The 25,491-nt window shown below is 72.5% G+C and carries 15 protein-coding genes; 4 read left to right on the top strand and 11 right to left on the bottom strand.

Features of this window, described 5'->3' with window-relative positions; genetic code table 11:
- Positions 1-13: 13 nt before the first annotated feature.
- The 7 genes from Actob_RS10825 to Actob_RS10795 form a co-directional block, all read right to left on the bottom strand.
- Entirely contained in the window at positions 14-1,483 is a 1,470-nt protein-coding gene (locus Actob_RS10825; RefSeq protein ID WP_284919943.1) for a hypothetical protein, read from the bottom strand.
- 12 nt (positions 1,484-1,495) lie between these two features.
- Positions 1,496-2,275, bottom strand: a complete 780-nt coding sequence (locus Actob_RS10820) for a peptidoglycan-binding protein (RefSeq protein ID WP_284919942.1) — start codon at positions 2,273-2,275, stop codon at positions 1,496-1,498.
- An 89-nt stretch (positions 2,276-2,364) separates the two neighbouring features.
- Positions 2,365-5,259, bottom strand: coding sequence for an AAA domain-containing protein (locus Actob_RS10815; RefSeq protein ID WP_284919941.1), 2,895 nt, complete (start codon positions 5,257-5,259; stop codon positions 2,365-2,367).
- A gap of 88 nt (positions 5,260-5,347) precedes the next feature.
- Complete coding sequence (locus tag Actob_RS10810; RefSeq protein ID WP_284922291.1) at positions 5,348-5,944, bottom strand: GTP-binding protein; 597 nt, start codon at positions 5,942-5,944, stop codon at positions 5,348-5,350.
- Entirely contained in the window at positions 5,925-6,260 is a 336-nt protein-coding gene (locus Actob_RS10805; RefSeq protein WP_284919940.1) for a DUF742 domain-containing protein, read from the bottom strand. The genes Actob_RS10810 and Actob_RS10805 overlap by 20 nt, the downstream gene beginning before the upstream one ends.
- 73 nt (positions 6,261-6,333) lie before the next feature.
- The gene (locus Actob_RS10800) at positions 6,334-6,759 is read right to left on the bottom strand and encodes a roadblock/LC7 domain-containing protein (RefSeq protein WP_284919939.1); all 426 of its coding nucleotides are present in this window, start codon (positions 6,757-6,759) and stop codon (positions 6,334-6,336) included.
- Entirely contained in the window at positions 6,756-9,122 is a 2,367-nt protein-coding gene (locus Actob_RS10795) for a nitrate- and nitrite sensing domain-containing protein (protein ID WP_284919938.1), read from the bottom strand. The genes Actob_RS10800 and Actob_RS10795 overlap by 4 nt, the downstream gene beginning before the upstream one ends.
- Positions 9,123-9,329: 207 nt before the next feature.
- On the opposite strand from Actob_RS10795, the gene Actob_RS10790 reads away from it, so the two are divergent.
- Together Actob_RS10790 and Actob_RS10785 are read left to right on the top strand one after the other, a co-directional pair.
- Positions 9,330-12,497 (top strand): penicillin acylase family protein, encoded by a 3,168-nt coding sequence (locus Actob_RS10790; protein ID WP_284919937.1) that lies wholly within the window; start codon positions 9,330-9,332, stop codon positions 12,495-12,497.
- A gap of 166 nt (positions 12,498-12,663) precedes the next feature.
- Positions 12,664-18,114: an ATP-binding protein gene (locus tag Actob_RS10785; protein ID WP_284919936.1), complete on the top strand. Its 5,451-nt coding sequence runs from the start codon at positions 12,664-12,666 to the stop codon at positions 18,112-18,114.
- Positions 18,115-18,173: 59 nt separating this feature from the next.
- Here the strand turns inward: Actob_RS10785 and Actob_RS10780 are convergent, their stop codons facing one another.
- Together Actob_RS10780 and Actob_RS10775 are read right to left on the bottom strand one after the other, a co-directional pair.
- The gene (locus tag Actob_RS10780; protein WP_284919935.1) at positions 18,174-18,518 is read right to left on the bottom strand and encodes a hypothetical protein; all 345 of its coding nucleotides are present in this window, start codon (positions 18,516-18,518) and stop codon (positions 18,174-18,176) included.
- 294 nt (positions 18,519-18,812) lie between these two features.
- Positions 18,813-20,804 carry a M4 family metallopeptidase gene (locus tag Actob_RS10775; RefSeq protein ID WP_284919934.1) on the bottom strand — a complete coding sequence of 664 codons (1,992 nt, stop codon included), beginning with the start codon at positions 20,802-20,804 and terminating at the stop codon, positions 18,813-18,815.
- Between the two features lie 432 nt (positions 20,805-21,236).
- Here Actob_RS10775 and Actob_RS10770 point away from each other — a divergent pair, with 432 nt between their 5' ends.
- On the top strand, positions 21,237-22,553 hold the full coding sequence (locus tag Actob_RS10770) for a HAMP domain-containing sensor histidine kinase (RefSeq protein WP_284919933.1): 1,317 nt from the start codon (positions 21,237-21,239) through the stop codon (positions 22,551-22,553).
- 52 nt (positions 22,554-22,605) lie between these two features.
- Here the strand turns inward: Actob_RS10770 and Actob_RS10765 are convergent, their stop codons facing one another.
- Positions 22,606-23,280 carry a response regulator transcription factor gene (locus Actob_RS10765; RefSeq protein WP_284922290.1) on the bottom strand — a complete coding sequence of 225 codons (675 nt, stop codon included), beginning with the start codon at positions 23,278-23,280 and terminating at the stop codon, positions 22,606-22,608.
- 483 nt (positions 23,281-23,763) lie between these two features.
- Positions 23,764-24,297, bottom strand: a complete 534-nt coding sequence (locus tag Actob_RS10760) for a GntR family transcriptional regulator (protein ID WP_284919932.1) — start codon at positions 24,295-24,297, stop codon at positions 23,764-23,766.
- 88 nt (positions 24,298-24,385) lie between these two features.
- Between Actob_RS10760 and Actob_RS10755 the strand changes: the two genes are divergently transcribed.
- Complete coding sequence (locus tag Actob_RS10755; RefSeq protein ID WP_284919931.1) at positions 24,386-25,279, top strand: oxygenase MpaB family protein; 894 nt, start codon at positions 24,386-24,388, stop codon at positions 25,277-25,279.
- Positions 25,280-25,491 lie beyond the last annotated feature (212 nt).

Raw genomic sequence — 25,491 nt, 5'->3', positions numbered from 1 at the left:
GCCCGGTAGTCGATTACTGCATGAACTCCGAGGAGTCGTGCGCCGGCGCGGCCGGCAGGATCTCCGAGACGTACCCAACGACCTGGATGCCGGGGCTCTTCAGCCGCTCGCCGGTGTCGTCGGCCTCGAAGTCGTGCTGCTGGCTGCGGTGCTCGTACGAGCCGCCGACGGCGAAGCAGGCGTAGCCGACCGACGCGCCCGCCGAGATGGCCGACGACTGGTTGGCCCAGTCCTGCTTCCAGTTCTTCCAGCCGATCTCGAAGTCCTTGACCACGATCAGGCTGGTCACTATCGACGGCAGGAACACCTCCTGCCCGGCCTGGGGCAGCTCCTGGGCCATGGTGCCCTTGGAGATGGCGTTCTTCGGGTAGTCGCCGAACAGGAACCAGTTCTTCAGGAACAGCAGCGACGTGTCGATGCCGACCCGGTTCACGTCGACCACCGAGTACTTGAACCGGATGTCCAGGTTGTCGGTCTGCACGTTGAGCGAGCTCTGGCTCTTGTCGCTGCCGAAGTGGCCACCCACGCTCCACAGGCCCAGGTTCAGGCCACCGGACGCCTTGATCGAGGTGCTCGACGACTTGAAGTGGCTCTCGGTGTGGAAGTCGGTGCTGCTGTAGTCGTACCAGCCGGAGTCGTCGGTGGCGTCGTACCAGGACTCCGGGCTCATGATCGTCCACGGGATGTTGCCGATGTTCGGGAAGTTGAGCAGGCTGTTCTCCCACCGGCGCTTGCACCGGGCGATCAGCGCGATCGCCGGGTCGGTGCCCTGCGCGGCCAGCGTGGCGAGGGCCCGTTCGACCTCGCTCTTGGCCCCGAAGCCCTGCCACTCGTCGAAGGCCGAGTCCACGTCGTCCTGGAAGATCTTGCCCTCGTTCGGGAACCGGGCCAGCTTCTTCGGGTCGGTCAGCGCGGCGCTGTACGCCCGGTTGTACGCCTTCACCGCGGTCCGGTACTTGTCCCGGTAGTCCATGTACTTCTGGTACTTCGCCGTCGGGTTGTCGTCGGCGTCCATCAGGAACGCGCGGGCCTTGTCGTACGCGGCCTTGAGCTCCGGCTTGATGTCGGTCTTCGGAGGGATCCCGTTGGCGCCCGTCATGATCGCCCACCAGGTGTCGGAGAGCCGGCTGGAACCCGGCATCACCTGGTAGGTGTTGCTCATCCGCAGCTTCTTGTCGGTGAGCAGGAAGGTGTTGATGTAGTTGCGCTGCGCCCGGCTGATGCCCTGCAACTCGGCGTCGGTGTCGGCCTGCTCGCTGGCGGTCGTGTCGGCGTTCTCCGGGCTGGCCGGCGGCTTCTCCGCGACCGGCTTGTTCAGGTTCACGCCGACCGGGCTGAACGGCTTCTCGTAGTCCTCGGTCCGGATCGGCAGACCGACGTTGCGGAACGCCACGAAGTAGCCCTCCTGCATCGCCTGCGTCTGCGGGTCGACCCCGACCGCCTTCATCTCCAGGTCTCGCAGAATCTTGAAGACGTCCGGCATGGTGTGCCTCCCTCAGATCAGAATGAAGTCTTTGTCGTCGTACGACCGGGTCCGGGCGCAGACCTCGTAGCCCTCCCGCTGACCGGCGTCGTTGGTGTTGCCCTCGATCGTGTCGATGGTGTTGTCGTGCACCTCGGTGACGACGCCGGTGTGCGTCCAGTCGCCCGGCACCCGGCGGACCAGGAAGATGCTGCCCGGGGTGAGCTTGCCGGCCGCCTCGCCGCCGGCCAGGAACACCCCGGCCTGGGAGGCCTGCGCCGCGAGGGTGTCGCAGGACACCGAGCCGGTGATCGGCTTGCCGGCACCCAGCGACTGCGCGGCCTGGTCGAGCAGGAAGGTGACGAACCCGGCGCACCAGGCGAACGCCTCGCCCTCCCGGCCGCTCATGTAGAGACGCACCCACGGGCCGCTGTTCGGGCCGCCGACCTCGCGCGGGTGCGGTTCGAGGTGGGCCCTGGCGTACTCGACGACGGCCTCGGCGAGCGGTACGGACCGGGTGACCCGCTGCTTGAGCACGCCGACCATGGGTGCCACCAGCTTGTCGAAGGTCTGCTGGTCGACGGTGCTGGTGGCGGCCAGGCCCTGGTCGGACTGGAACGCGGCGACCGCCCGGCCGGTCGCCGGGCCGAAGATCCCGTCCACCACCACGCCGTGGTCGTGCAGCGTGAGCCATTCCTGGACGCGGCGCACCGCGGTGCCGCGGGCGCCGTTCGCGACCGGGCCGCCGAACTCGACCTCGCTACGGATGAAGCTGGACAACGAACTGGTGTTCTGCGTGAAGATGTTCGCCATCTGGTCCTCCCCGGACAGATGTGCAAAGCGCCGATGAGCGCGCGAGCGGAGCGCCGATGAGCGCGATGAAGGGTGTGCCCGAACGGGCGTCAGGTACCTGGTGTGCGCCGGGCGCGATCGGCTCGCGGCGCCTTCCCCGACATCGTGCCGCCGCCCGCCGCCTCGCTGAACCCGATGTCCCAGATCCGACCGGCCACCACACCGGCGATCTCCAGGGCGGCCCGGCGCGGATCGCCCTGCCAGCGGCTCGGAAAAGCGTCGATCAGCCGCCAGCCGGCGCGGTGCAACGCGCCCTGCCGCTCCAGGTGCGCGGCCGGCCCGTCCGGGTGCACCGCGCAGAACACGCCGACCGGGCCGGCGCACAGGTCGATGGTCCACGGCCCGACCCGGTAGCCCGGCCGCACCGGCACCTCGAGCCGGTCCAGCTCGGCGGCGACCTCCGCGGCCCAGCCGGCCGGCTCGGGACCCGGTTCGGCGGCGCGCGGCCCCTCGGCGTGGGCCAGGTAGTCGCCGATCAGGCCACCCGGTGCGGTCAGCGAGGTGAGCACCACCAGGCGCCGGCGGGCCCGGGTGACCATCACGTTGAACAGGCGCGGATCGGTGACGAACCGCCGCCGGCTCGGCGAGTCGCCGTCGACCAGGCCCAGCGAGACCACCACCGCGTCGGCCTCGCTGCCCTGGAAGGCGTGCACCGTGCCGACGCGCAGCCGCAGCTCCTCGATCCGTTCCGCCGGGAACGCTGTGACCAGCGCGGCCTCCAGCGCCTCGGCCTGCGCGCGGAACGGGCTGATCACCCCGATCCCCCGGTGCCCGGCCGCGGCCAGCTCCTCGACCACCGCCAGCGCGGCCGCCACCTCGGCCTCGTTGACGCCCTTGACCAGCGCGGCCGCCGCCACGTGCCGCACGTCGACGGCGTCTGTCGCGTCGGCCTGCGGGGTGCGGGTCAGCACCGACACCCGGCCCCCGTAGAACCGCCGCGCCGGGAAGTCGATCAGGTGCGGCACGCTGCGGTGATGCTCGGCCAGCCAGGTGACCGGGGCGGCACCGGCGGCCAGGTCGTAGCAGCTCATCCGGCGCACGTCGAGCCGTTCGTCGGCGCCGTGCCGGTCCAGCACCTGGGTGACGTCGACGTCGCTGACGAACGACACGAACCGCAGCTGCCGCGGGTCGCCGACGATCAGCGCGCGGCGGGCGCGGGCCAGCACCGGCGCCGCCCGGATCTGGTCCACATGCGACGCCTCGTCGATCACCACCAGGTCGAACAGGCCGGGCTCGGGCGGCAGCAGGTCCTCGACGTCGGCGACCGTGCCGATCCACAGCGGCAGCGCGCGGACCAGCGGGGCGGCGGCCATCCGGGCGAGCAGCTCGCGGCGGCGGTTGCGCCCGGCGCGCAGGGCGGCGGCCAGGGCGCCGGCCGCCCGCCGGGCATCCCGGTCCCAGCGGTCCGCGCCCCGCGCCGCGTCGTGCATCGCCCGGCCGACCGCCTCGCGCAACTCCCGCTCGGCGTCGTGCAGGGCGGACCAGGCGGCGGCCAGGTCGGTGCCGCCGGTCGCGGCGAGGTGGGCGGCGGCCCACTGCGCGGTGGCCGCGGCGAGCGCTTCCCGCACGGTCCGCTCGACTGCGGGATCAGGCGCTTCCGGTACGCCGGGAGCCGCTCGCAGCAGGCGGAACGCCCGGCGCCGAGCGGCTCGCGCCCGGCGCCGGGCCCACCAGCCGTCACCCGGCTCGGCAGCCAGCAGCGCGCGCACCTCGTCGAGGTCCACGCCGTCGTCGAAGGCGCCCGGGACGGCGGTGGCGAGCCCGGGCAGCAGGGGCTGGTAGCCGGGGAGGGCGGCGGCACGCTGCTCCAGGTCCAGCGCCCGGGTCAGGGCGGTGCGCTGCGCGCGTACCGAAAGCGCTGCCGCCTGAACGCGAGCGCGACCGGAACGGATCAGCGATGCCGGGACACCCCGATCGGCGCCGGCGGTCAGCTCGGCCTCCAGGCCGGCGCGGCCCGCCGGGTCGCCGAACAGCACCGGAGGCGGGCCCGGATAGCGGGCCAGCAGACCGGCCAGCACCTCGGCGGCGTGCGGCGACTGGGTCGCCACCAGCACCGATCCGCCCCTGTCGACCACCTCCAGGGCGGCGGCCACGACGGTGTGGCTCTTGCCGCTGCCGGGCGGGCCGGAGACGACGGTGATCGGGGCGGTGCGGGCGCGCCGGACGACCCGGCGCTGCGGTGCGGTCAGCGGCAGGGGCGAGAGGACCGGGTCGTCGCCGGCGCCGGTGTCCGTTTCGGTGTCGTCCACCCCGGACCCCGCGGGTGCCTCGGCATCGCCGGTCGCCGGACCGGTCCCGGTGCCGCCGTAGACCGCTGCCAACGCGGTGCCGGACAGGTCGCGGGCGGCCCAGCTGCGCAGGCTGTCGGCGAGGCCGACGCCGAAGACGTCGCGAACCACGAACAGCGCCGCGGCGGCGACCAGGACCAGGCCGTCGCCGGGGATCCGGGGTCCCGGAGCGGACGGGCCGAGCACCGCGTCGACGGTGAAACCGGTGGCATCGGTGACCGATCGCAACCAGGCCCGGCTGCCGAGCGCCTCCAGCCAGCCGGGTGCGGCCAGGCCCGGCGCGTCCTCCAGCGCGGCGGCCAGCTCGCGGTCCGCGACCAGCGGGGTCACCTCGACGTCGCCGGCCGGGACGACCCGGTAGGCCAGCAGCGAGCGCTCCAGCCGCACCGGCTGGCTGAGCAGCGGCACCCGGATCTTGCGGGGCTTGCCGTCGACCTCGGCCCGACCGGCCAGGAAACCCCAGCCGCGGTGCAGGATCCGCTCGTCCCGATGCAACGCGTCGAGCGCGGCGAGCCGGTCGACAGCGGCCTGCCGCGGCGCCTTCTCCGCGGTCTCCAGCCAGACCAGCGGTTGCGACCCGCGCGTCACGTCCAGGGTCCGCTCGGCCGCTGCCGGCGCCAGCTCGGCCAGCACGGCGAGCACGGTCGGCGGCAGCATCGGGTGCGAGATTACCGCCTGAGCGCATCCGCGCGGAGCCGCTGCCGTCCGGGAACGGGGCCGTGACGACGGCGGACGCTGCCTGCCGTCAGACGGAGGTGGCCCGTTCCAGGCGGCGGGCCAGAACCCGCTCGGTCAGGGTGACCAGGACCGTCTTGACGGACTCCCGGCGGCGGGCGTCGCATTCGACCATCGGCAGCTCGGCGGTCAGGCCCAGCGCCTCGCGGATCTCGGCGTGGTCGAAGCGGCGGGCGCCGTCGAAGGTGTTGACGCCGATGATGAACGGGATGTCGTGGTCCTCGAAGTAGTCGATGGCCGGGAAGCAGTCCTCGATCCGCCGGGTGTCGACCAGCACGATGGCGCCGAGCGCGCCGTCCACCAGGTCGTCCCAGAGGAAGGCGAAGCGGTCCTGGCCGGGGGTGCCGAACAGGTAGAGCAGCAGCGCCTCGTCGAGGGTGATCCGGCCGAAGTCGAGGGCGACGGTGGTGGTGGTCTTCTGGGCCACCGCCGACGTGTCGTCGACGCCTATCGACTTCTCGGTCAGCTCGGCCTCGGTGACCAGCGGCTCGATCTCGGAGACCGCGCCGACGAAGGTGGTCTTGCCGACACCGAAGCCGCCGCTGATGACGATTTTGACGGCCACCGGCGGCGCGGCGGCGACCGTTTCAGAGCGCCCGAACACGATCCCGGATCCTCTCGATCAGTGTGGTGGACAGCTCGCCCGGCGTCTGGTCCACGAGCACCAAGCCATCGGTGATCAGGTCGGCGACGATCACCCGGACGACACCCAGCGGCAGGCCGAGCACTGACGCGAGGTCCGCTGTCGATCGCGGCGACTGACACCTCTCGACGATCCGCCGGGCCTCGAAGCGCAGCGGCGCGGAGAGCGCGGCCGGGGTGGCGTAGAGCTGTGTCTCGATCCGCAGGCCGTCGTGCATCGGCTCGGTGCGGCCGCCGGTGACCATGAAGGGCCGGACCATCGGGCCGTCCTCGGGGTTCATGTCACCACCTCCGCCGCGCTCCGGTGCCGCCCCGAACCGACGACCGAGTCGGCCGATCCGCTCGCGAGCTCGCTCATCGCGGCAGGGTCTGCCGGGATTGGGCGATCAACGCGGGCGTGAGCAGGTCACCGAACCGCTCGGCGAGCCGGGAGATCTCGTAGCCGACCAGGCCCAGGTCGCTGTCCCCGCCGGCCACCACGCCGAGGCAGCTGCCGCCCGGGATCACCGAGATCACCAGGAAGCCGCGCCGCATCTCGATCATGACGAGCTTCAGGCCGTCGAAGTCGTAGCGGCGCGACGCGGTGCGGGCCAGGCTGGCCATGCTGGAGACGATCGCGGCCAGCTGGTCCGCCTCGGCGCGGCTCAGCCCGTCCGAGCCGGCGATCAGCAACCCGTCCGAGGAGACGGCGACGGCGTCGCGCACCCCGTCGGTCTGATGGACGAAGTTGCCGAGCATCCAGTTGAACTGGTGCCGGTCGGCGGGTGCTTCCACGGTCATCTGGTCTCCTCGGAGGGGGCGGTCAGGGCGGGATCGCCGAAGGAGGGAGCGGTCGGGGCGGGATCGCCGAACGAGGTGGCGGCGGCGGGGCGGGAGCCCCGCTCGATGCCGGCGCGCAGGGCGGTGAGCCGGTCCCGGACCGCGCCGGGGGCGTCGCTCACCGCGACAGCGGGCTCATCCTGCGAAGCGCGCGAGGCGTGCGCGCCCTGCGAACCGTGCGAGCCGTTGGAACCGTGCGAGCCGTTGGAACCGTGCGAGCCGTTGGGGGCATGCGAGCCGTTGGAGGCGTGCGAGGCACGCGCGGCGGGCACCGGCCCACGGTCCGCCCGGCGCGCCCGGGGGATGCGTTTTCGCAGACCATTCGCGGTACGGTCGACGTCCAGCGCCGTGATCGCCGGGCGTTCGGTGACCACCACGTAGTCGACCTCCAGCGCCCGCGGCCGGATCCGCACCGGATCCGCCGTGCGCGGCTGCTCCAGCGGCGCCGGCTCCAGGGCCGGGTCCGGGTCCGTCGCCATCTCGGCCGGTTCGGCCAGCAGCTCGGCGGGCAGGCTGATCCGGGCGGTCACCCCGGTCACCGGGGACGGGGTGAGCCGCACCCCGGCCCGCATCTCGGCGGCCAGCCGGCCGACCACGTAGTGCCCGAGGAACCGGGCCGGCCCGACCATGAAGTCGCCCTCGCCGCGCAGTCGCTCGTTGGCCCGGTTCAGGTCGTCGTCGCTCATCCCGACGCCCTGGTCGCAGACGGCGATCAGGTAGCCGTCCCCGATCCGCCGCCCGTGGATCTCCACCTCCAGGTCCGGCGGGGAGAAGGTGAGTCCGTTCTCGATCAGTTCGGCGAGCATGTGGGCCAGGCCGCTGGCGACGGCGCCCTGCACCATGGCGTCGTCGAGCCGGCGCAGCACCACCCGCCGGTACTCCTCCACCTCGGACACCGCGGCCCGGATCACATCGGCCAGCGGCAGCGGCTCCGGCCACTGCCGGGGACTGGCCGCGCCGACCAGGACCAGCAGGCTCTCCGCGTTGCGCCGCATCCGGGTGGCCAGGTGGTCCAGCTCGAACAGGTTGGCCAGGCCGCCCGGGGTGGACTCCTCACGTTCCAGGCGGGTGATGAAGCCGAGCTGGCGGCGCAGCAGGTTCTGGTTGCGGCGGCCCAGGTCGGCCAGCGACTCGGCGGTGGTGCGCCGCAGCCGCGCCTGTTCGGTGGCGAGGGCGTACGCGGTGGTCTGCACCCGGTCGAAGGCGGCGGCGACCTGGCGCACCTCGGCGCTCGCGCCGCGGGCCACCGGCACCTCGCCGGGTGGCCCGGTCTCCTCCCCGGCCGCGGCCCGGCGCACCGCCTCCGGCAGCCGGGTGCCGGCCAGCCGGTCGGCCTCGCCGGCCAGCGCGGCGAGCGGCTCGGCGAGCGAGCGGGTGGCGCCGATCGCCAGGTAGGCGGAGCCGGCCAGGCAGAGCAGCACGATCGCGGAGAGCAGCGCCAGCCGCAGGGTGGCCCGGTCGCGCAGGTCCTGTGCCCGGGCCAGGGTGCGGGTACCGATCTGCTGGGCCAGCCCGGTCATGTCGTCGAGCATCGTGGCCACCGCGGTCCACCAGGCGCCGGAGTCGGCGAGCAGGCTCTGCCGGTCGCCGGCGCGCAGCGCGGCCCGTTCCACGGCGTGCGCCCGGGTGGCCGCGTCGCTGCTCATCAGCGTGGTCTTGGCGGCCGCCGCGGCCGGGTCGGCGAACTCGTCGAACTCGCCGAGCGAGAGATCCCGGGCCGCGACGATGTTGAGCAGCTCGGAGAACTCGCCGCTCTGGAAGCCGCCGGCGGTGATCACGCCGTCCAGGAACACCCACTCCTGGGCTGTCGACTCCTTGACCTCGGTGAGCATCTCCAGCGACTCGGCGCCGCGGCGCAGGTCCAGGTCGTCGACGATCTCCAGGTGCCGGGTGTCGTCCATCAGGTGCTCGATCACCCCGGTGTAGAAGTCGAAGGTGTCGTCCCGCTCGCCGTCGCCGGTGTCGGCGGCGGCCCGGATCCGGGCGAGGCCGGCCAGCTGGTCGCTGGCTCCGCCGAGCGCGGAGGTCAGCTCGGTGCGCTTGGCGTCCACCCGCTGCCGCGCCGGGGCGATCCGGTCCCGGAAGGCGGTGTTCCCGCCGAGTACCGCCACGGTCAGGCCGCGCTCGCTCTGCAGCTCCTGGATCAGGCCCTGCAGCGCCAGGATCTGGGTGATCCGGCGTTCGGCGGCGGACGCGTCGCGGTAGCGGGAGATCTCGTTGCCGTAGATGACGGCGAGCAGCGTGAGCATGGCCGCCAGCGGCAGGGCCAGCATGCGTACGACGCGCCCGCGGATGGTGTGGTCGCGCCGGGTGGTGCGCCGCATCGCCGGTACCCCCTGGTGGTGGTTCGAAGCCGTTCCGTGACCGCCGCCCAGGATTGGCGTTCGTCAACGCCCGGTCAACACCCCGTGCGGGTAACGCCCCCGATTGGGGGACTGCTTCGTGCCGTTCGCTCTGGCGCCGCCATCCATCGACGTTTTAACATCTATGAACGATTTTCGCGTTCGAGCGTGACCCCGAAGGGACCGTCCATGCGCCGACGCTTTTCGCAGCTCACCGCTGCCCTCTCCGTCTCCCTGCTGACCACGGCAGTCCTGGTCCAGGTGAGCGAACAGCCGGCAACCGCGGCGTTCGCGACCAACGACTACTGCCTCGGCGAGTGCTCCGACATCCTGCCGCCCGGGCAGAACGGGGACGCCGATCTCGCGCAGATCCTGGCGCACCAGGTGCTCGGCACCATGCCGCCGCACGCCGACGACCAGCTCCGCCCGTACGCGAACCTGGCGTACAACTACACCGGGCTGACCCCCGCGCAGATCAACTCCTTCTTCAACGACTCCTCCTACGGGGTGGCCTCGAACAACGTGGCCAGCACGGTCTCGCCGCGCGCGGACGTGACGATCGTGCGGGACAGGTCGCTCGGCATTCCGCACGTCACCGGCACCACCCGGGCCGGGACGATGTTCGGCGCCGGTTACGCCGGGGCGCAGGACCGGCTGTTCCTGATGGACCTGATGCGGCACGTGGCGCGGGGCTCGCTCACCTCGTTCGCCGGTGGCGCCGCGGGCAACCGGGAGCTGGAGCAGAGCGTCTGGCGCAACTCGCCGTACACCGAGGCCGACCTGCAGGCGCAGCTCGACGCGCTGCGCGGCGCCGGCACCCGGGGCGCGCAGCTCTACGACGACGTCCTGCAGTACCTGGCCGGCATCAACAAGTACATCGACGACTGCATGGGCGCCCGGGACTGCCCCGGCGAGTACGTGCTGACCGGGCACCTGGACGCGATCACCAACGCCGGCGGCCCGGAGCACTTCGTGCCCACCGACCTGATCGCGACGGCCGGCGTGATCGGTGGCCTGTTCGGCGGGGGCGGCGGCAACGAGATGCAGTCCGCGCTGGTCCGGGTCGCGGCCCGGGCGAAGTACGGCACCGCCGCCGGCGACCGGGTGTGGCAGCAGTTCCGGTCGCAGAACGACCCGGAGACGGTGCTGACCCTGCACAACGGGCAGAGTTTCCCGTACGGCGCGGGGAACCCGGACGCGGCCGGCGTCGCCATGCCGGACGCCGGCAGCGCCGTCCCGCAGGAGATCGTCTTCGACCGGACCGGCTCCGCCTCCACCGGCGTGTCCGGCACCAGCGCGATCGCGAAGTCGCTCGGCACGCTGACCATCGACAGCGCCAGCCGGGGCATGTCGAACGCCGCCGTGGTGTCGGCGGCGAACTCGGCCACCGGGCACCCGGTCGCCGTCTTCGGCCCGCAGACCGGTTACTTCGCCCCGCAGCTGCTGATGCTCCAGGAGCTGCAGGGCCCGGGGATCAGCAGCCGGGGTGTCGCGTTCAGCGGCTTGAACCTCTACACGCTGCTGGGCCGCGGGCCGGACTACGCGTGGAGCGCCACGTCCTCCATCCAGGACATCACCGACACGTACGCGGTGCGGCTCTGCAACGCCGACGGCAGCGCGCCGACCACGGCGTCCACGTCGTACCTGTACCACGGGACGTGCACGGCGATGGAGAACCTGACCCGGACCAACGCCTGGAAGCCGACCGTCGCCGACTCCACGGCGGCCGGCTCCTACCGGCTCACCGTGCAGCGCACCAGGTACGGGCTGGTGACCTGGCGGGGCACGGTGGGCGGGGTGCCGGTGGCGTTCACCGGGCTGCGGTCGACGTACCGGCACGAGGCCGACTCGGCGATCGGCTTCCAGATGTTCAACGAGCCGGAGCAGATGGGCACCGCGGCGGCGTTCACCGACGCCGCCTCGCACATCCCGTTCGCGTTCAACTGGTTCTACGTCAACTCCACGCAGAACGCGATGTACACCTCCGGTGCCCAGCCGGCCCGGCCGGCCACCGTGGACCCGAACCTGCCGGCCTGGGGTGACGCGGCCAACGAGTGGCTCAGCTGGAACGGCAACCCGGTCCATCCGCAGGCGGTGAACCAGGACTACTTCATCAGCTGGAACAACAAGCAGGCCAAGGACTTCTCGGCGGCGGACGGCAACTTCAGCTTCGGCTCCGTGCACCGCGGCGACCTGCTGGACGCGCCACTGGCGGCCGGGATAGCGGCCGGCACCAAGTACGACAGGGCGTCGCTGCTCAAGCTGGTCGAGCAGGCCGGGCTGACCGACCTGCGCGGCAAGCAGGTGCTGCCGGTGCTGCTCCGGGTGATCGACACCGCACCGGTCACCGACGCGACCCAGGCCGCCGCGGTGGCCAAGCTGCGCGCCTGGCTCACCGGCGGCGCGCTGCGCAAGGAGACGGCGGCCGGCAGCAAGACGTACGCCGACGCGGACGCCATCCGGATCTTCGACGCCTGGTGGCCGAAGCTGGTGCAGGCGCAGTTCTCCGCCGGGCTGGGCAGTGGGCTGTTCGACGCCCTGGTCGACGCGCTGCAGATCAACGAGTCGCCGTCCGGTGGCCAGACCGGCCCGGTCTCCGGCCTGCCCACGTCGGCCAACGAGTCACAGGCGCACAAGGGATCGGCCTTCCAGTACGGCTGGTGGAGCTGGGTGGACAAGGACCTGCGCGCGGTGCTCGGCGACACGGTGCCGAACTGGTCCACCAAGTACTGCGGCGGCGGGGCGGTCGGCGCCTGCCGGAGCGCGCTGCTGAGCAGCCTCGGCGCGGCCCTGGCCGAGCCGGCGGCCACCACCTACCCCGGTGACGAGCACTGCTCGGCGGGCGATCAGTGGTGCGCCGACGCGATCCTGCAATCGCCGCTCGGCGGGATCACCCACGACCTGATCGGATGGCAGAACCGGCCGACGTACCAGCAAGTGGTGTCCTTTCCCGCGAAGCGGGGCGACCCGGTGAGCAATCTGGCGAGCGGGAAGAGTGCGAGCGCGTCGAGCACACAACTCGGATTTCCGGCGAGCAACGCGATCGACGGCAAACCGGGCAGCCGGTGGGCCAGTTCGTGGTCGGACAACCAGTGGATCCGGGTGGACCTGGGCGCCGTCACGCGGGTTGCCCGGGTGGTCACTTCGTGGGAATCGGCCTACCCGTCGGCGTACCGGATCGAGACCTCGGCCGACGGCACCACCTGGACCCAGGCAGCGGCCGTGACCGGAGGAAACGGCGGCGTGGACAACACCGTGCTGACGCCGGCCGACGCCCGCTACGTGCGGCTCACCGGGCAGACCCGGGCCACCGATTACGGCATCTCACTATATGAGTTGGAGATCTACTCACGTTGATCTCCCGGCCTGGTCCGCCGCACCCGGCGGGCCAGGCCGAATTACTGTTCAGTAATACCCGCGAGTAACCCCGGGACGCATTCGGAGCAGGGCGGTTACCCGTCATCCGGCTTTACCACCTGTAGTCTCCTGGCGAAGGTTTTTGCCGAGGTAAGGGCTCGATCGGGTGTTCAAACGAATCGCCATCGTCAACCGTGGTGAGGCCGCGATGCGGCTCATTCACGCCGTCCGGGAACTCGCCGCGGAGACCGGCGCGCGGATCGAGACCGTCGCGCTGTACACCGACGTCGACCGGACCGCCACCTTCGTCCGCGAGGCAGACATCGCGTACGACCTGGGTCCCGCCGCGTCCCGGCCGTACCTGGACCTGAAGGGTCTGGAGCACGCGCTGGTCGCCACCGGCGCGGACGCCGCCTGGGTCGGCTGGGGCTTCGTCGCCGAGGACCCGGCGTTCGCCGAGCTGTGCGACCGGATCGGGATCACGTTCATCGGTCCCGGCGCGGACGCCATGCGCAAGCTCGGCGACAAGATCGGCTCGAAGCTGATCGCCGAGGAGGTCGGGGTCCCGGTCGCGGCGTGGAGCCGCGGACCGGTGGAGACCCTGGAGGCCGCGCTCGAGGCGGCCGAGCGGATCGGCTACCCGCTGATGCTCAAGGCGACCGCCGGTGGTGGCGGGCGCGGCATCCGCAAGGTCGCCTCCGCCGAGGAGCTCGCCGACGCCTACGAGCGGACCAGCCAGGAGGCGGCCCGGGCGTTCGGCAGCGGCATCGTGTTCCTGGAGCGCCTGGTCACCGGCGCCCGGCACGTCGAGGTGCAGGTCATCGCGGACGGTCAGGGCACCGCGTGGGCGATCGGCGTGCGCGACTGCTCGGTGCAGCGGCGCAACCAGAAGGTCATCGAGGAGTCCGCGTCCCCGGTGATGCCGGCGGAGCGGGCGGCCGAGCTGAAGGCGTCCGCCGAGCGGCTCGCCGTCGCCGTCGGCTACCGCGGCGCCGCCACCGTCGAGTTCCTCTACCACCCGGGCGAGGACCTGCTGGCCTTCCTCGAGGTGAACACCCGCCTGCAGGTCGAGCACCCGATCACCGAGTACGTGACCGGGACCGACCTGGTCAAGCTGCAGCTGCACGTCGCCGCGGGCAACCGCCTGGAGGGTGAGCGACCGGTCGAGCGCGGGCACGCCATCGAGGCCCGGCTCAACGCCGAGGACCCGGACCGCGACTTCGCACCCTCCCCCGGCAAGATCGTCCGGCTGGAGTTCCCGGCCGGCCCGGGCATCCGGGTGGACACCGGGGTGAGCGAGGGCGACAGCATCCCCGGCGACTTCGACTCGATGATCGCCAAGGTGATCGCGTACGGGAAGGACCGGGACGAGGCGCTCGGCCGGCTGCGCCGCGCCATGTCCGAGACCACCGTCGTGATCCAGGGCGGCGCCACCAACAAGAGCTTCGTGCTCGACCTGCTCGACCAGCCCGAGGTGATCGACGGCAGCGCCGACACCGGCTGGATCGACCGGGTGCGCGGCGAGGGCCGGCTGGTCTCCGACAGGCACTCGGGCGTCGCGCTCGCGGCGGCCGCGATCGAGGCGTACGAGGACGAGGAGCACGTCGAGCAGCAGCGCCTGCTCTCCACCGCGTTCGGCGGGCGGCCGCAGGTGCGGCACGAGAGCGGGGCGCCGCTCGACCTGAAGCTGCGCGGGTCGACGTACCGGGTGCGGGTGGCCCGGGTCGGCGCGCACCGGTTCCGGGTCGGCGTCGAGGCCGGCGAGGACGTACGCCTGGCCGACGTCACCCTGGAGCGCTTCGACGAGCACAGCGGCCGGATCGTGGTCAACGGCGTGCGGCACCGGTTGCTCACCGGCACGCACGGCGCGATCACCCTGGTCGAGGTGGACGGCGTCACCCACCGGATCAGCCGGGACGAGGGCGGCGTGCTGCGCTCCCCGATGCCGGCCCTGGTGGTGGCCACTCCCCTGGAGCCCGGCGCCGAGGTCGAGGCCGGTGCGCCGGTGCTCGTCCTGGAGGCCATGAAGATGGAGGCGGTGCTGCGCGCGCCGTTCCGGGCCCGGGTCAAGGAGGTGCTGGTCGCGGTCGGCAGCAAGGTGGACGCCGGGGCCGCGCTGCTGCGCCTGGAGCCGGTCGGCGGCGACGACGCGCAGGAGGCGGCGGCCACCACCGTCGCCCCGATCGACCTGCCCGTGGCGCCGGACGGGCTGCCCGCCGGGCAGCGCGCCGCCCGCGGCCAGGAGGACCTGCGCAGCCTGCTGCTCGGCTTCGACGTCGACCCGCACGACGAGCGCCGGGTCCTCGACGACTACCTGACCGCCCGCGCCGCCGCGATCGAGACGGGCCCGCGGCCGCTGGACCGCGAGATCGAACTGATCGAGGTCTTCGCCGACCTGGCCGAGCTGAGCCGCAACCGGCCGGCCGGCGAGGAGCCGGGCGACACCCACGTGCACAGCGCCCGGGAGTTCTTCCACACCTACCTGCAGAGCCTGGACGTGGAGCGGGCCGGCCTGCCGCAGTCGTTCCAGACCAAGCTGGCCAAGGCCCTCGGCCACTACGGCGTCACGGACCTTTCGCGCACCCCGGACCTGGAGGCCGCGGTCTTCCGGATCTTCCTGGCCCAGCAGCGCGCCACCGTCGACGCCGCCGCGGTCGCCGCGCTGCTGCGTTCCTGGCTGCAGGAGCCGCCGCCGGACGCCACCCTGCACGAGCCGGCCGGTCTCGCCCTGGAGCGGCTGGTCGCCGCGACGCAGGTGCGTTTCCCGGCGGTCGCCGACCTGGCCCGGGGCGTGGTGTTCAAGTGGTTCGGCCAGCCGCTGCTGCGCCGCAACCGGGCCCGGGTGTACGCGGAGATCCGCAAGCACCTGCGGCACCTGGACGAGTTCCCGCAGTCGCCGGATCGCGCCGACCGGATCGCGTCGATGGTGCGCAGCACGGAGCCCCTGGTCCGGCTCCTCGGCCAGCGTCTGGTCCGCCACAACCTGGACAATTCCGTCCTGCTGGAGGTCCTCACCCGGCGCTACTACGGCAACAAGGGACTCAGCGGGGTCCGTTCCGTCACGTCGGGGAACGTCTCCTTCGTCGTCGCGGAGCGGGCGGACTCCCGCCTGGTCTCGGCGGCGGAGAGCTTCGAGAAACTGGGCGGCGCCCTGGACGGGCTGGCGCTGCTGGCCGCCGGTGACGGTGCCGTCGACGCGGACATCTACCTCTCCTGGGAGGGCCAGCCGGCCGACCCGGAGGAGATGGCCGTCGCGCTGCACGAGGTGATCAGCGCGCATCCGCTGCCCGGCCAGGTGCGCCGGCTGACCGCCACGGTCGCCGGGCGCAGCGGCGCGGTCATGCACCATCACTTCACGTTCCGGCCGTCCACCACCGGGATGGAGGAGGAGCGGCTGATCCGGGGGCTGCACCCGTACATCGCGCAGCGCATGCAGCTGGAACGCCTGCGCAAGTTCGACCTGACCCGGCTGCCCTCGGCCGACGAGGAGATCTACCTCTTCCAGTGCGTCGCCCGGGAGAACCCGGCCGACGACCGGCTCGTCGCGTTCGCCCAGATCCGGGACCTGACCGAGCTGCGCGAGCAGGACGGCCGGCTGGTCGCCCTGCCGACCACCGAGGACACCATCAGCACCTGCCTGGACGGCATCCGGCGGGCGCAGTCCCGGCGGCCCTCGGACAAGCGGTTCAACACCAACCGGATCGTCATCTACGTGTGGCCGGAACTGGGCCTCACCCACGCCGAGATGGAGATGATCGCCCGGCGGGTGTCGCCGACCACCGCCGGCGCCGGCCTGGAGGAGATCCTGTTCATCGCCCGGCGCCGCGACGAGGCCACCGGCGAGCTGGTCAAGGTGAACGTGCGGATCACGTTCAGCGCCACCGGCGGGACCGACCTGATCCTCGGCAAGCCGAGCAACGACCCGGTCGAGCCGCTCGACGGCTACCGGCAGAAGGTGCTGCGGGCCAGCAGCCGGAACACCGTCTATCCGTACGAGCTGGTCGAGTTCCTCGGCTCGTTCACCGAGCACGACCTGGACGAGCGGCACCAGCTCGTCCCGGTCGAGCGGCCCAAGGGCAAGAACACGTCAGCGCTGGTCGCCGGCGTGGTCCGGACCGTCACGTCCCGGCACCCGGAGGGCATCACCCGGGTGGTGCTGCTGGGCGACCCGACCAAGTCGCTCGGCGCGCTCTCCGAGCCGGAGTGCCGCCGGGTGATCGCCGCCCTCGACCTCGCCACGTCGCTGCGGGTGCCGCTGGAGTGGTACGCGCTCTCCTCGGGCGCCCGGATCTCGATGACCTCCGGCACCGAGAACATGGACTGGGTGGCCGCCGCGCTCAAGCGGATCGTCGAGTTCACCCAGGCCGGCGGCGAGATCAACATCGTGGTCGCGGGGATCAACGTGGGCGCCCAGCCGTACTGGAACGCCGAGGCCACGATGCTGATGCACACCAAGGGCATCCTGGTCATGACGCCGGAGTCGGCGATGGTGCTGACCGGCAAGCAGTCGCTGGACTTCTCCGGCGGCGTGTCGGCCGAGGACAACTTCGGCATCGGCGGCTACGACCGGGTGATGGGCCCGAACGGGCAGGCGCAGTACTGGGCGTCGAACCTGCTGGCCGCCCGGGACGTGCTGATGTCGCACTACGACCACACCTACGTGGTGCCGGGCGAGGCCGGGCCGCGGCCGGTGCCCACGTCCGACCCGATCGACCGGGACATCTCGGACTTCCCGCACGTGATCGACGGCAGCGACTTCACCACGGTCGGGGAGATCTTCTCGGCGACCGCCAACCCGGACCGCAAGAAGCCGTTCGACATCCGGACGGTGATGCGCGCCCTCGCCGACCAGGACCACCCGGTGCTGGAGCGCTGGGCCGGGATGGCCGACGCGGAGACCGCCGTGGTGCAGGACGCGCACCTGGGCGGCATGCCGGTCTGCCTGCTCGGCATCGAGTCCCGCTCGGTGCCCCGGCGCGGCTTCCCGCCCACCGACGGCCCGGACACCTACACGGCCGGCACCCTGTTCCCCCGCTCGTCGAAGAAGGCGGCCCGGGCGATCAACACGGCCAGCGGCAACCGGCCCCTGGTGGTGCTCGCCAACCTGTCCGGCTTCGACGGCTCCCCCGAGTCGATGCGCAAGCTCCAGCTGGAGTACGGCGCGGAGATCGGCCGGGCGATCGTCAACTTCCAGGGCCCGATCGTGTTCACCGTGATCTCCCGGTACCACGGTGGCGCGTTCGTCGTCTTCTCCAAGGCGCTGAACCCGAACATGACGGTGCTGGCCCTGGAGGGCTCGTTCGCCTCGGTGCTGGGTGGCGCCCCGGCCGCCGCTGTCGTCTTCACCGGCGACGTGAACGCCCGGACCGCCGCCGACCCGCGGGTGACCGCGCTGCAGGCCCGCGTCTCGGCGGCCACCGGCGCTGATCGGAGCGCGCTCGCGGCCGAGCTGGACGAGCTGCGCTCGGCGGTGCGGGCCGAGAAACTCGGTGAGGTGGCTGCCGAGTTCGACAGGGTGCACAGCATCCAGCGGGCCGTCGAGGTCGGCTCGGTGGACGCGGTGATCAAGGCGGCCGAGCTGCGGCCGCGGATCATCGAGGCGATCCGGGGACGCTGACGGACGTCGGCGGGCCACCGGTTGCGCACCGGTGGCCCGCCGACGGCGTTGCCCGGACCTCAGCCTTCGAACAGGCCCGCGACCAGGGTCAGCACCGGGTTCTGGGCGATCGCGTGTGCGGTGTCGCAGCCGTGCACCGCGGTGGTCGCCGACCCGGTGACGATCTCGTACTCGTAGCCGTCGGCGCACACCGCGGGGGACACCGACGACGTCCCCCGGCCGGTGGACGCCGGCCCGGCCAGCAGTTGGCGCAGCTCCGCCATGGTGGCCGCGGACACGGCGGTCCGCACCGGCGGCCGCCCCCGATGTGTCACGACCGCCGAACCGTCGGCAGCGATCCGGACGCTGTCGTCGACGCCGGCGAAGCCGCCCCGGCGCGTCACGGTGAGCGGGAACCCCTTCACCGCCGCCGTCCCCCCGGACGACGCCGGCGCCGAAGCGACCGGCTCAGCGGACGCCGGCGCCGAAACGACCGGCTCAGCGGAGACCGGCGCGGAAGCGGCCGCCGCGGAAGGCGCCGACGCCGAAGCGGAACTCTGATCTCGGTCCGCGCATCCGGCAACGCCACCGAGAAGCAGCGCCACCACGACCACGGAAAGGCGCGTCTGTCGCACCTCGGCATCCTCCATCCTCATCGTGCGGCCAGGCCTGACCGGGGTGGCGCGAAAGCCACCCCGGTCAGACCTGGTTGATCGGCGTCAGGCGGGCGCGTTCCAGCCGAGCACGGCGTTGCCGGCCCCGGCATAGGAAACCACCCGGTAGCGATAGGTGCCGGCGGTGCCGGTGTACGTGAGATTCTCCCGCGCCGTCTCACCGGTGGCACGGGCCACGTTCGTCCACCGTCCACTGACGTTCTTGTCCAGGTAGAGGTCGAAGTCGGTCCCGGACGGACCGGCCAGGCAGGCGGTGTGCCGCCCGCCGCCCGCGGTGAACGTGTCGGTCACCGCCGTCGCACCGGCCGCGATGGCGCCGTTGTCGTGCGAGGAGAAGCCGGTCTGGCAGTCACCGGACGGCGCGGCGGTCGGCGAACCGGTCGGGGCGCCGGTCGGCGAGCTGGTGGCGGTCGGCGTGGCAGTGGGGCTGGTGGTGGGACCACCGGCACAGGTCGGCTCGCCCGCCGCTGCCGGAACGCTCACCGCGTTCCACGCCGCCTTGACGGTCGCGCACTCGGTGCCGTTGCCGAACAGCTGCGCCGCCGCGGCCACCGAGGCGGCCCGGGCCTTCGCGTGCGTCCAGCCGCTGGTCTTGCGCATCAGCGTGGCCATGTAGATCTTGCCGGCCTTCTGGATGCCGAGGCCGGTCACCGTGCTGTTGTTGCACGTCGGGCTGGCCGGCTGCCCGTCGGTGGGCCGGCTGCCCTCGGCGAGCAGGTAGAACCAGTGGTTCTGCGGGCCCGCCGCGGCGTGCACCTCGGTGCTCGGGATGGCGCTGGAGAAGCAGTTCGGGTCGCCCAGCTTCGACGGGTCGGCCATGTTGCGGATCGGCCCGTTGCCGGTCAGGTTGGCCAGCTCGCCCACCGTGTAGTCCGGGGAGTCGTGCGAGTCGTTGGCGAAGAACTCGGTCAGCGCGCCGAAGATGTCGCCGGTGGACTCGTTCAGGCCGCCGGCCTCGTTGCCGCTGCTCGAGCCGCCCGGGGTGAACTGGTTGATGGCGTGCCCGAACTCGTGGCCCAGCACGTCCATGACGGTGAGCAGCCGCCGGTTGTCGCTGGAGTGCCCGATCTCCACCCGGGAGCCGTTCCAGAACGCGTTGACGTCCTGCAGGCCCATCCGGATCGGGAAGGCGCGGCCGTTGCCGTCGATACCGTCGCGACCCAGCCAGTCCCGCAGCATGTTCCATTCCTGCGACACGGTGTACATCGCGTCGACGCAGCCGGTGACCTGGTCGGTGGCGTTGCCGGTGCCCCAGGTGTCGGTGGTGCTGGTGAACGGGGTGCCGTTCTGCCCGCCGCACGCCAGCCCGGGACGGGTCGGGTCACTCATGGTGAACTGCCCGCCGGAGCCGGTGGTGCTGATCGTCACGTTGCCGTAGTACGCGCCGTGCCCGGTGGCGTCCACCACGTCGTCGCGGGTCAGGTCGCCGAGGACCTTGCCGGTGCTCGCGTCGACGAACACATGCAGGTGGCTGGGCACCAGCTCGCCCTCGACCCGCTTGCGTCCGGAGAGGACCACCTCGTACGCCAGGACACCCGCCTCCCGGGCGATCACCTTGAGCGTGTTGCCGTCCACCGAGTCGACCTTGGCGAGCTGCTTGCGGGCGGCACGCGTCGCCGCCTTGGCCGAGATCTTCGCCTTGGTGCCGACCGACAGCGCCTGGTCCTGGGCCACGTAGTTGCCGAGCACCGCGCCGCTGGCGTCGGTGACCACCACCGCGTCGCCGCCCTCGACCGGTAGGCCCTGGTAGGAGCGGGTGTAGGAGACGTACTGCAGGCCGGCCTGGCTGACCACCTGGCGCCGCTTCAGTTCGTCGTGGCCGCTCTTGAAGAACAGCTTCGGCTTCTTCGCCACCAGCGCGGCCGCCGAGGACGTCGCCCGGGAGGTGGCAACAGCCGTCGGGACCGGGTCGGCGGGGGTGGCCGCGGCCTTGGTCGCCGGCGAGGTGGCGGCGTTCCCGTCCGGCATGGTGAGGGCCAGGGATCCGGCGACGGTGACCGCCGCTATCCCGGTCGCCAGCGCGACTTTGTGCTTCAACGGTGCTCCTTGCGCGAGTGATCGCGGCGCCGATGCCCGGGTTGCCCGGTCGTCCCGCCGTCGCGAAGTGAGGGGAGTGCGCTCGTCTGCCGAGCGCAGCCAGTTTTCGGCCACCGGAATGGCCGCGTCAACTCGCTTAAGAAATGCTTAATCATCGATAAGGCTGGGGTTCAGCGTCTTACGGAGGGCTTTCGCCAAGCTTTATCGAGCCGAGGCCGGACATCGACGACAAGTGCCGGTGTCGTCACCGGTCACCAGGGCAGACCTGCGGGCCGGTCCGTGATCGCACCGATAGCCGTTCTTCCGGTGCCCTTAAGGTACCGCCGGTGACAATCGCGCGGTGATCGCCGCGGGCCGCTATGGTCAGCACCTGATCTTTCCATTAGCGGTGGTCGGTGAATGAGACGCAGTTACGTTTGGGTAGCCCTCGCGGTGACGACACTGGTGGCGCTGGCGTTCGTCATCCCGCTCGCCATGCTGGTGCGCACCGCGGTCCGGGACCGCGCCATGCGGGAGGCGGAGCGGCAGGCCCTCGGGCTGTCGGCGGTACTGGTGGTCGCCACCGACCGGGGCCTGGTGCTCAACTCGATCATGAGTACCGAGGCCGGCAAGCACGGGCAGCTGGCGGCGCACCTGCCCACGCTCGGCACGGTGGGCACCTCGCGCGTGCCGCAGACCGTCGTCGTACGCGTACGCCAGCAGCAGCTCACCGCCACCGTGGAGGTCACCGGAGGCCGGGTGTACCTGCGGCCGGTGGCGCTGCCCGAGGGACAGATCGCGGTGATCGAGGTCTACGTGCCGGCCGCCTCGCTGCGCGCCGGCGTCGGCCTGGCCTGGCTGGTGCTGATCGGCGAAGCGCTAGTCCTGGTCGGGGTCTCGACGTTGCTGGCCGACCGGCTCGCCGCCCGGGTGGTCCGGGCCAGCCGGGATCTGGCCCGGACGGCCACCGCGCTCGGGGCGGGCAGCCTGCACGCCCGGGTACGGCCGAGCGGCCCCCGGGAGATCGAGGACGTCGGCGGCGCGCTGAACGTCCTCGCCGACCGGTTCACCGAGTTGCTGGCCACCGAGCGAGCCCTCGCCGCCAACCTGTCCCACCGGCTCCGGGTGCCGTTGACAGCGCTGCGGCTGAACACCGAGACGCTGCCCGCCGGACCCGATCGCGATCGCCAGGCGCGGATGGTCGACCGGCTGGAACAGGAGATCAACGCCGTGATCGTCGAGGCCGCCCGTCCGCTGGCGGCCCGGCCCCGGCTGCGCTGCGACCTGGGCGCCGTGGTGACCGACCGGACGGCGTTCTGGGGTGCGCTCGCCGAGGATCAGGGCCGGCCGTGGCAGACGCAGCCGCCACCGTCCGGGATCACCGTGCCGGCCGCCTTCTCGATGGTCGCCGAGGCGCTCGACGTCCTGCTGGGCAACGTCTTCCACCACACCCCGGAGACCGCCGCCTGCCGGGTGTCGGTGGAGCCCGGACCGGACCGGGTGTCGGTCGTCGTCGAGGACGCCGGCCCGGGTTTCCGGGACGCCGAGGCCGCCATGTCCCGCGGCGCCAGCGGCGCCGACTCCACCGGGCTGGGTCTGGACATCGCCCGGCGGCTCGCCGCCGACACCGGTGGTGAGCTCACCGTCGGCCGCGGCGAGCTGGGCGGCGCCCGGGTCGTGCTGACGCTGGGGGTGGCCGGCGACGACGCGCCCGCCGAGGAACCCCGCACCGGACTGTGGCGACGGCTCGGCGGCGCGCATGCCCGCTAGGTGTTTCGGAATCCGACCGGGGCTGTGGCCGGACTCCGAAACACGGCCTAGTTCAGGCGGTGGCCTCCGGTGCGGACAGGCGGATGCCCACCCCGCGCACGGTGTGCAGGTACCGTGGCGCGGCCGCCCGCTCGCCGAGCTTGCGGCGCAGCCAGGTCACGTGGACGTCGACGGTCTCCGGCGAGCGGCCCTCCGGACCCCAGACGTCGTCGAGCACCTGACGCCGGGTGACCACCTTGCCGGCCCGCCGCATCAGGTACGCCAGCAGGTCGAACTCCAGCCGGGAGAGCTGCAGCGGCGCGCCGTCGAGCGAGGCGGTACGCCCCTCCGGGTCGAGCTCCAGCCCGCCCACCGTCAGCGTGGTGCCGGCCGGCCCGCCACCGCGCCGCAGCACCGCGGCGATCCGCGCCTCCAGCTGCTCGGCGGAGTACGGCTTCACCACGTAGTCGTCGGCGCCGGCGCGCAACAGCCGGATCATCTCGCTCTCCGCGCCCCGGGCGGTGGCGACCACCACCGGCACCGAGGACGTCGACCGGATGCCGCGCAGCACCGCAGCGCCGTCGAGGTCGGGCAGGTTCAGGTCCAGGACCACCACGTCGGGACGCTGGCGGGTCAGCTCGCGGAGCCCGTCGAGCGCGGTCCCGCACAGCCGCACGACGTGCCCCGCCATGGACAGGAGCCGGTCGATCGCCTCCCGGATGTCCTGATCATCCTCGATCACCAGCACGTACGCCATGAGCTCAATCTATCGACCGGCAAGAAGGGACATCATCGTGGGCCGTAGCTGGCGATTCGTCATCGCGTGGCTGTCCGCCGCGGCCGCCGCCGTCACCGTCTCGTGGCTCGGTGTCCAGCTCGGCGTCGCGCCCGCGCTCACCGACGAGGCACCCGTGGCGATCGACGTCAACCGCCGGTACACCGAGGTCCGGTTCGGGGTCGCCGACGCCCTGCCGTCGGCCTCGCCGGCCGCCCCGCGACCCAGCCACTCGTCGGCCCGCCCGCACCGCAAGCCGTCCAGCCCGGCGACCACCCGACCGGCGACCCCACGGCCGTCGCCGTCCCGCACGGCGCCGGCCAGCCCCTCGGCGAGCCCGTCGCCGTCGGCGCCCGACGAGCGCCCGCGCTACCGGGTGGAGGCGGAGGGCGGTGACGTGATCGTCGCCTACTCCGCGTCCCGGATCGACGTGGTCGGCGCCGACCCGTTGCCGGATCACGTGCTGACGGTGACCCGGCGCAGCAACACGCTCGTCGTCGCGCGGCTCACCGGCCCGTCGCACGCCTCGGTCATCACGGTGTACTGGAACGCCGGCCCGGCGGCCCAGATCGTCGAGGAGTACGGCAACTGAGCGCCGGCGAGGCCCTCAGAGACCGAACGTCTTGCCGCTGATGTCCCGCTGGATCTCGCTGGTCCCGCCGTAGATCGCCGACACCAGCGCGGCCACCCCGGGTCGGCGGCATAGCAGCGAGCCGGCGTGTACCGCGTCGCCACGTGCGGGAACCAGCTCAGTTTCCGGGCCTGCGCCATCCGGTTGACGGTGCGAGGGAAGGCGTACTCCAGCTGTTCGATCTCGCTGGTCCTGCGATCGGCGGCGAGCCGGAGCAGCGCCTCCCGGACCGGGGTGATGCTGACGCCGAGCTGGGCGGCCACCTCCTCGAGCCGCACCCGGGCGCCGGGCCGCAGCTCACCGGACATGATCCGGCCGCGCAGCGCGGCGGCCACCTCGTCGGACAGTTGCGGCCGCATCCGGTCACATTGTCGAATATCAAACTACTGACGCCGGTCCGCGAGGACCGCCGCGCCCGCCGTACCGGGTCAAGGAGATGATCGACTGATGCCGCGCCGACGCTGGGAGTTGCGGGACCGGATCGCCCGGCTGGACCCGGAACGTGACCACCTGGAGATCTATCAGCTGTCCGCGGGCCGGGAGTTCCCCTGGGACTACACCCGGGCGCTGGAGTTCGCGCTGTTCCGGACGTACTGCGTGCCGAGCATCTCGGCGCTGCTCGCGGCCACCGGCGAGTTCCGCGACCGGCCACAGCGGCGGTACGACGACACGTCCCTGCTGATGGCCGAGATCGCCGCGCACGGGTACGACTCGCCGCGCGGCCGGGAGGCCCTCAAGGTCGTCAACCGCGCGCACGGCCGGTTCGCGATCAGCGACGACGACATGCGCTACGTGCTGTCCACGTTCATCTACGACCCGCTCGACTGGCTCGACAAGTACGGCTGGCGCCCGCCGCACGACCACGAACGGCTCGCCGCGTTCCACTACTACCGCGAGGTGGGCCGCCGGATGGGCATCCGCGACATCCCGGCCGGCTTCGCCGAGTTCCGGGCGTTCAAGCAGCGGTACGAGCGCGAGCGGTTCGTCTTCACCGAGACGAACCGTCAGGTCGGCGAGTACACGGTCGGCCTGTTCGCCGCGTGGTTCCCCGCCGTCCTGCGCCCCGCGGTCCGCCTGGCCGTACGCGGCATGCTCGACGAGCCGATGCTGCGCGCCTTCGGTTTCCAGCCCGCCCCGCGCTGGGTCGGCGCCCTCGGCCACCTCGGCCTGCGGGCCCGGGCCCTGGCCCTGCGCTTCTTCCCACCCCGCCGGGCCTCGGTGCTCGGCGTCTCCCCGCGCAACCGCACCTACCCGGGCTACCCCACCGGTTACCGGCCCGCCGACCTCGGCGCCCCACCGCCCGCCGCCGACTTCCCGGCCGAGCACCTGCGCCACCCCTGACCCCGCGCCCGGCCAACCGCCCCGCCCGTCCAGCCCAACCCGCAGCTGGCCGTGACGGTGGCATCCAGGCCCGCGACACCACCATGGACGCCAGCCACAACCCACGGCTGGCCGTGACGGTGGTATCCGGGCCCGCGACACCACCATGGGCGCCAGCCGTGGGTTTGGCTCGCGCTGGGCAGGGCTGCGGCACGCCGGGACCGCGGCGACGG

This window comes from Actinoplanes oblitus (assembly GCF_030252345.1).
GTDB lineage: Bacteria > Actinomycetota > Actinomycetes > Mycobacteriales > Micromonosporaceae > Actinoplanes > Actinoplanes oblitus.
This window is presented reverse-complemented; position numbering and strand designations above follow the sequence as displayed.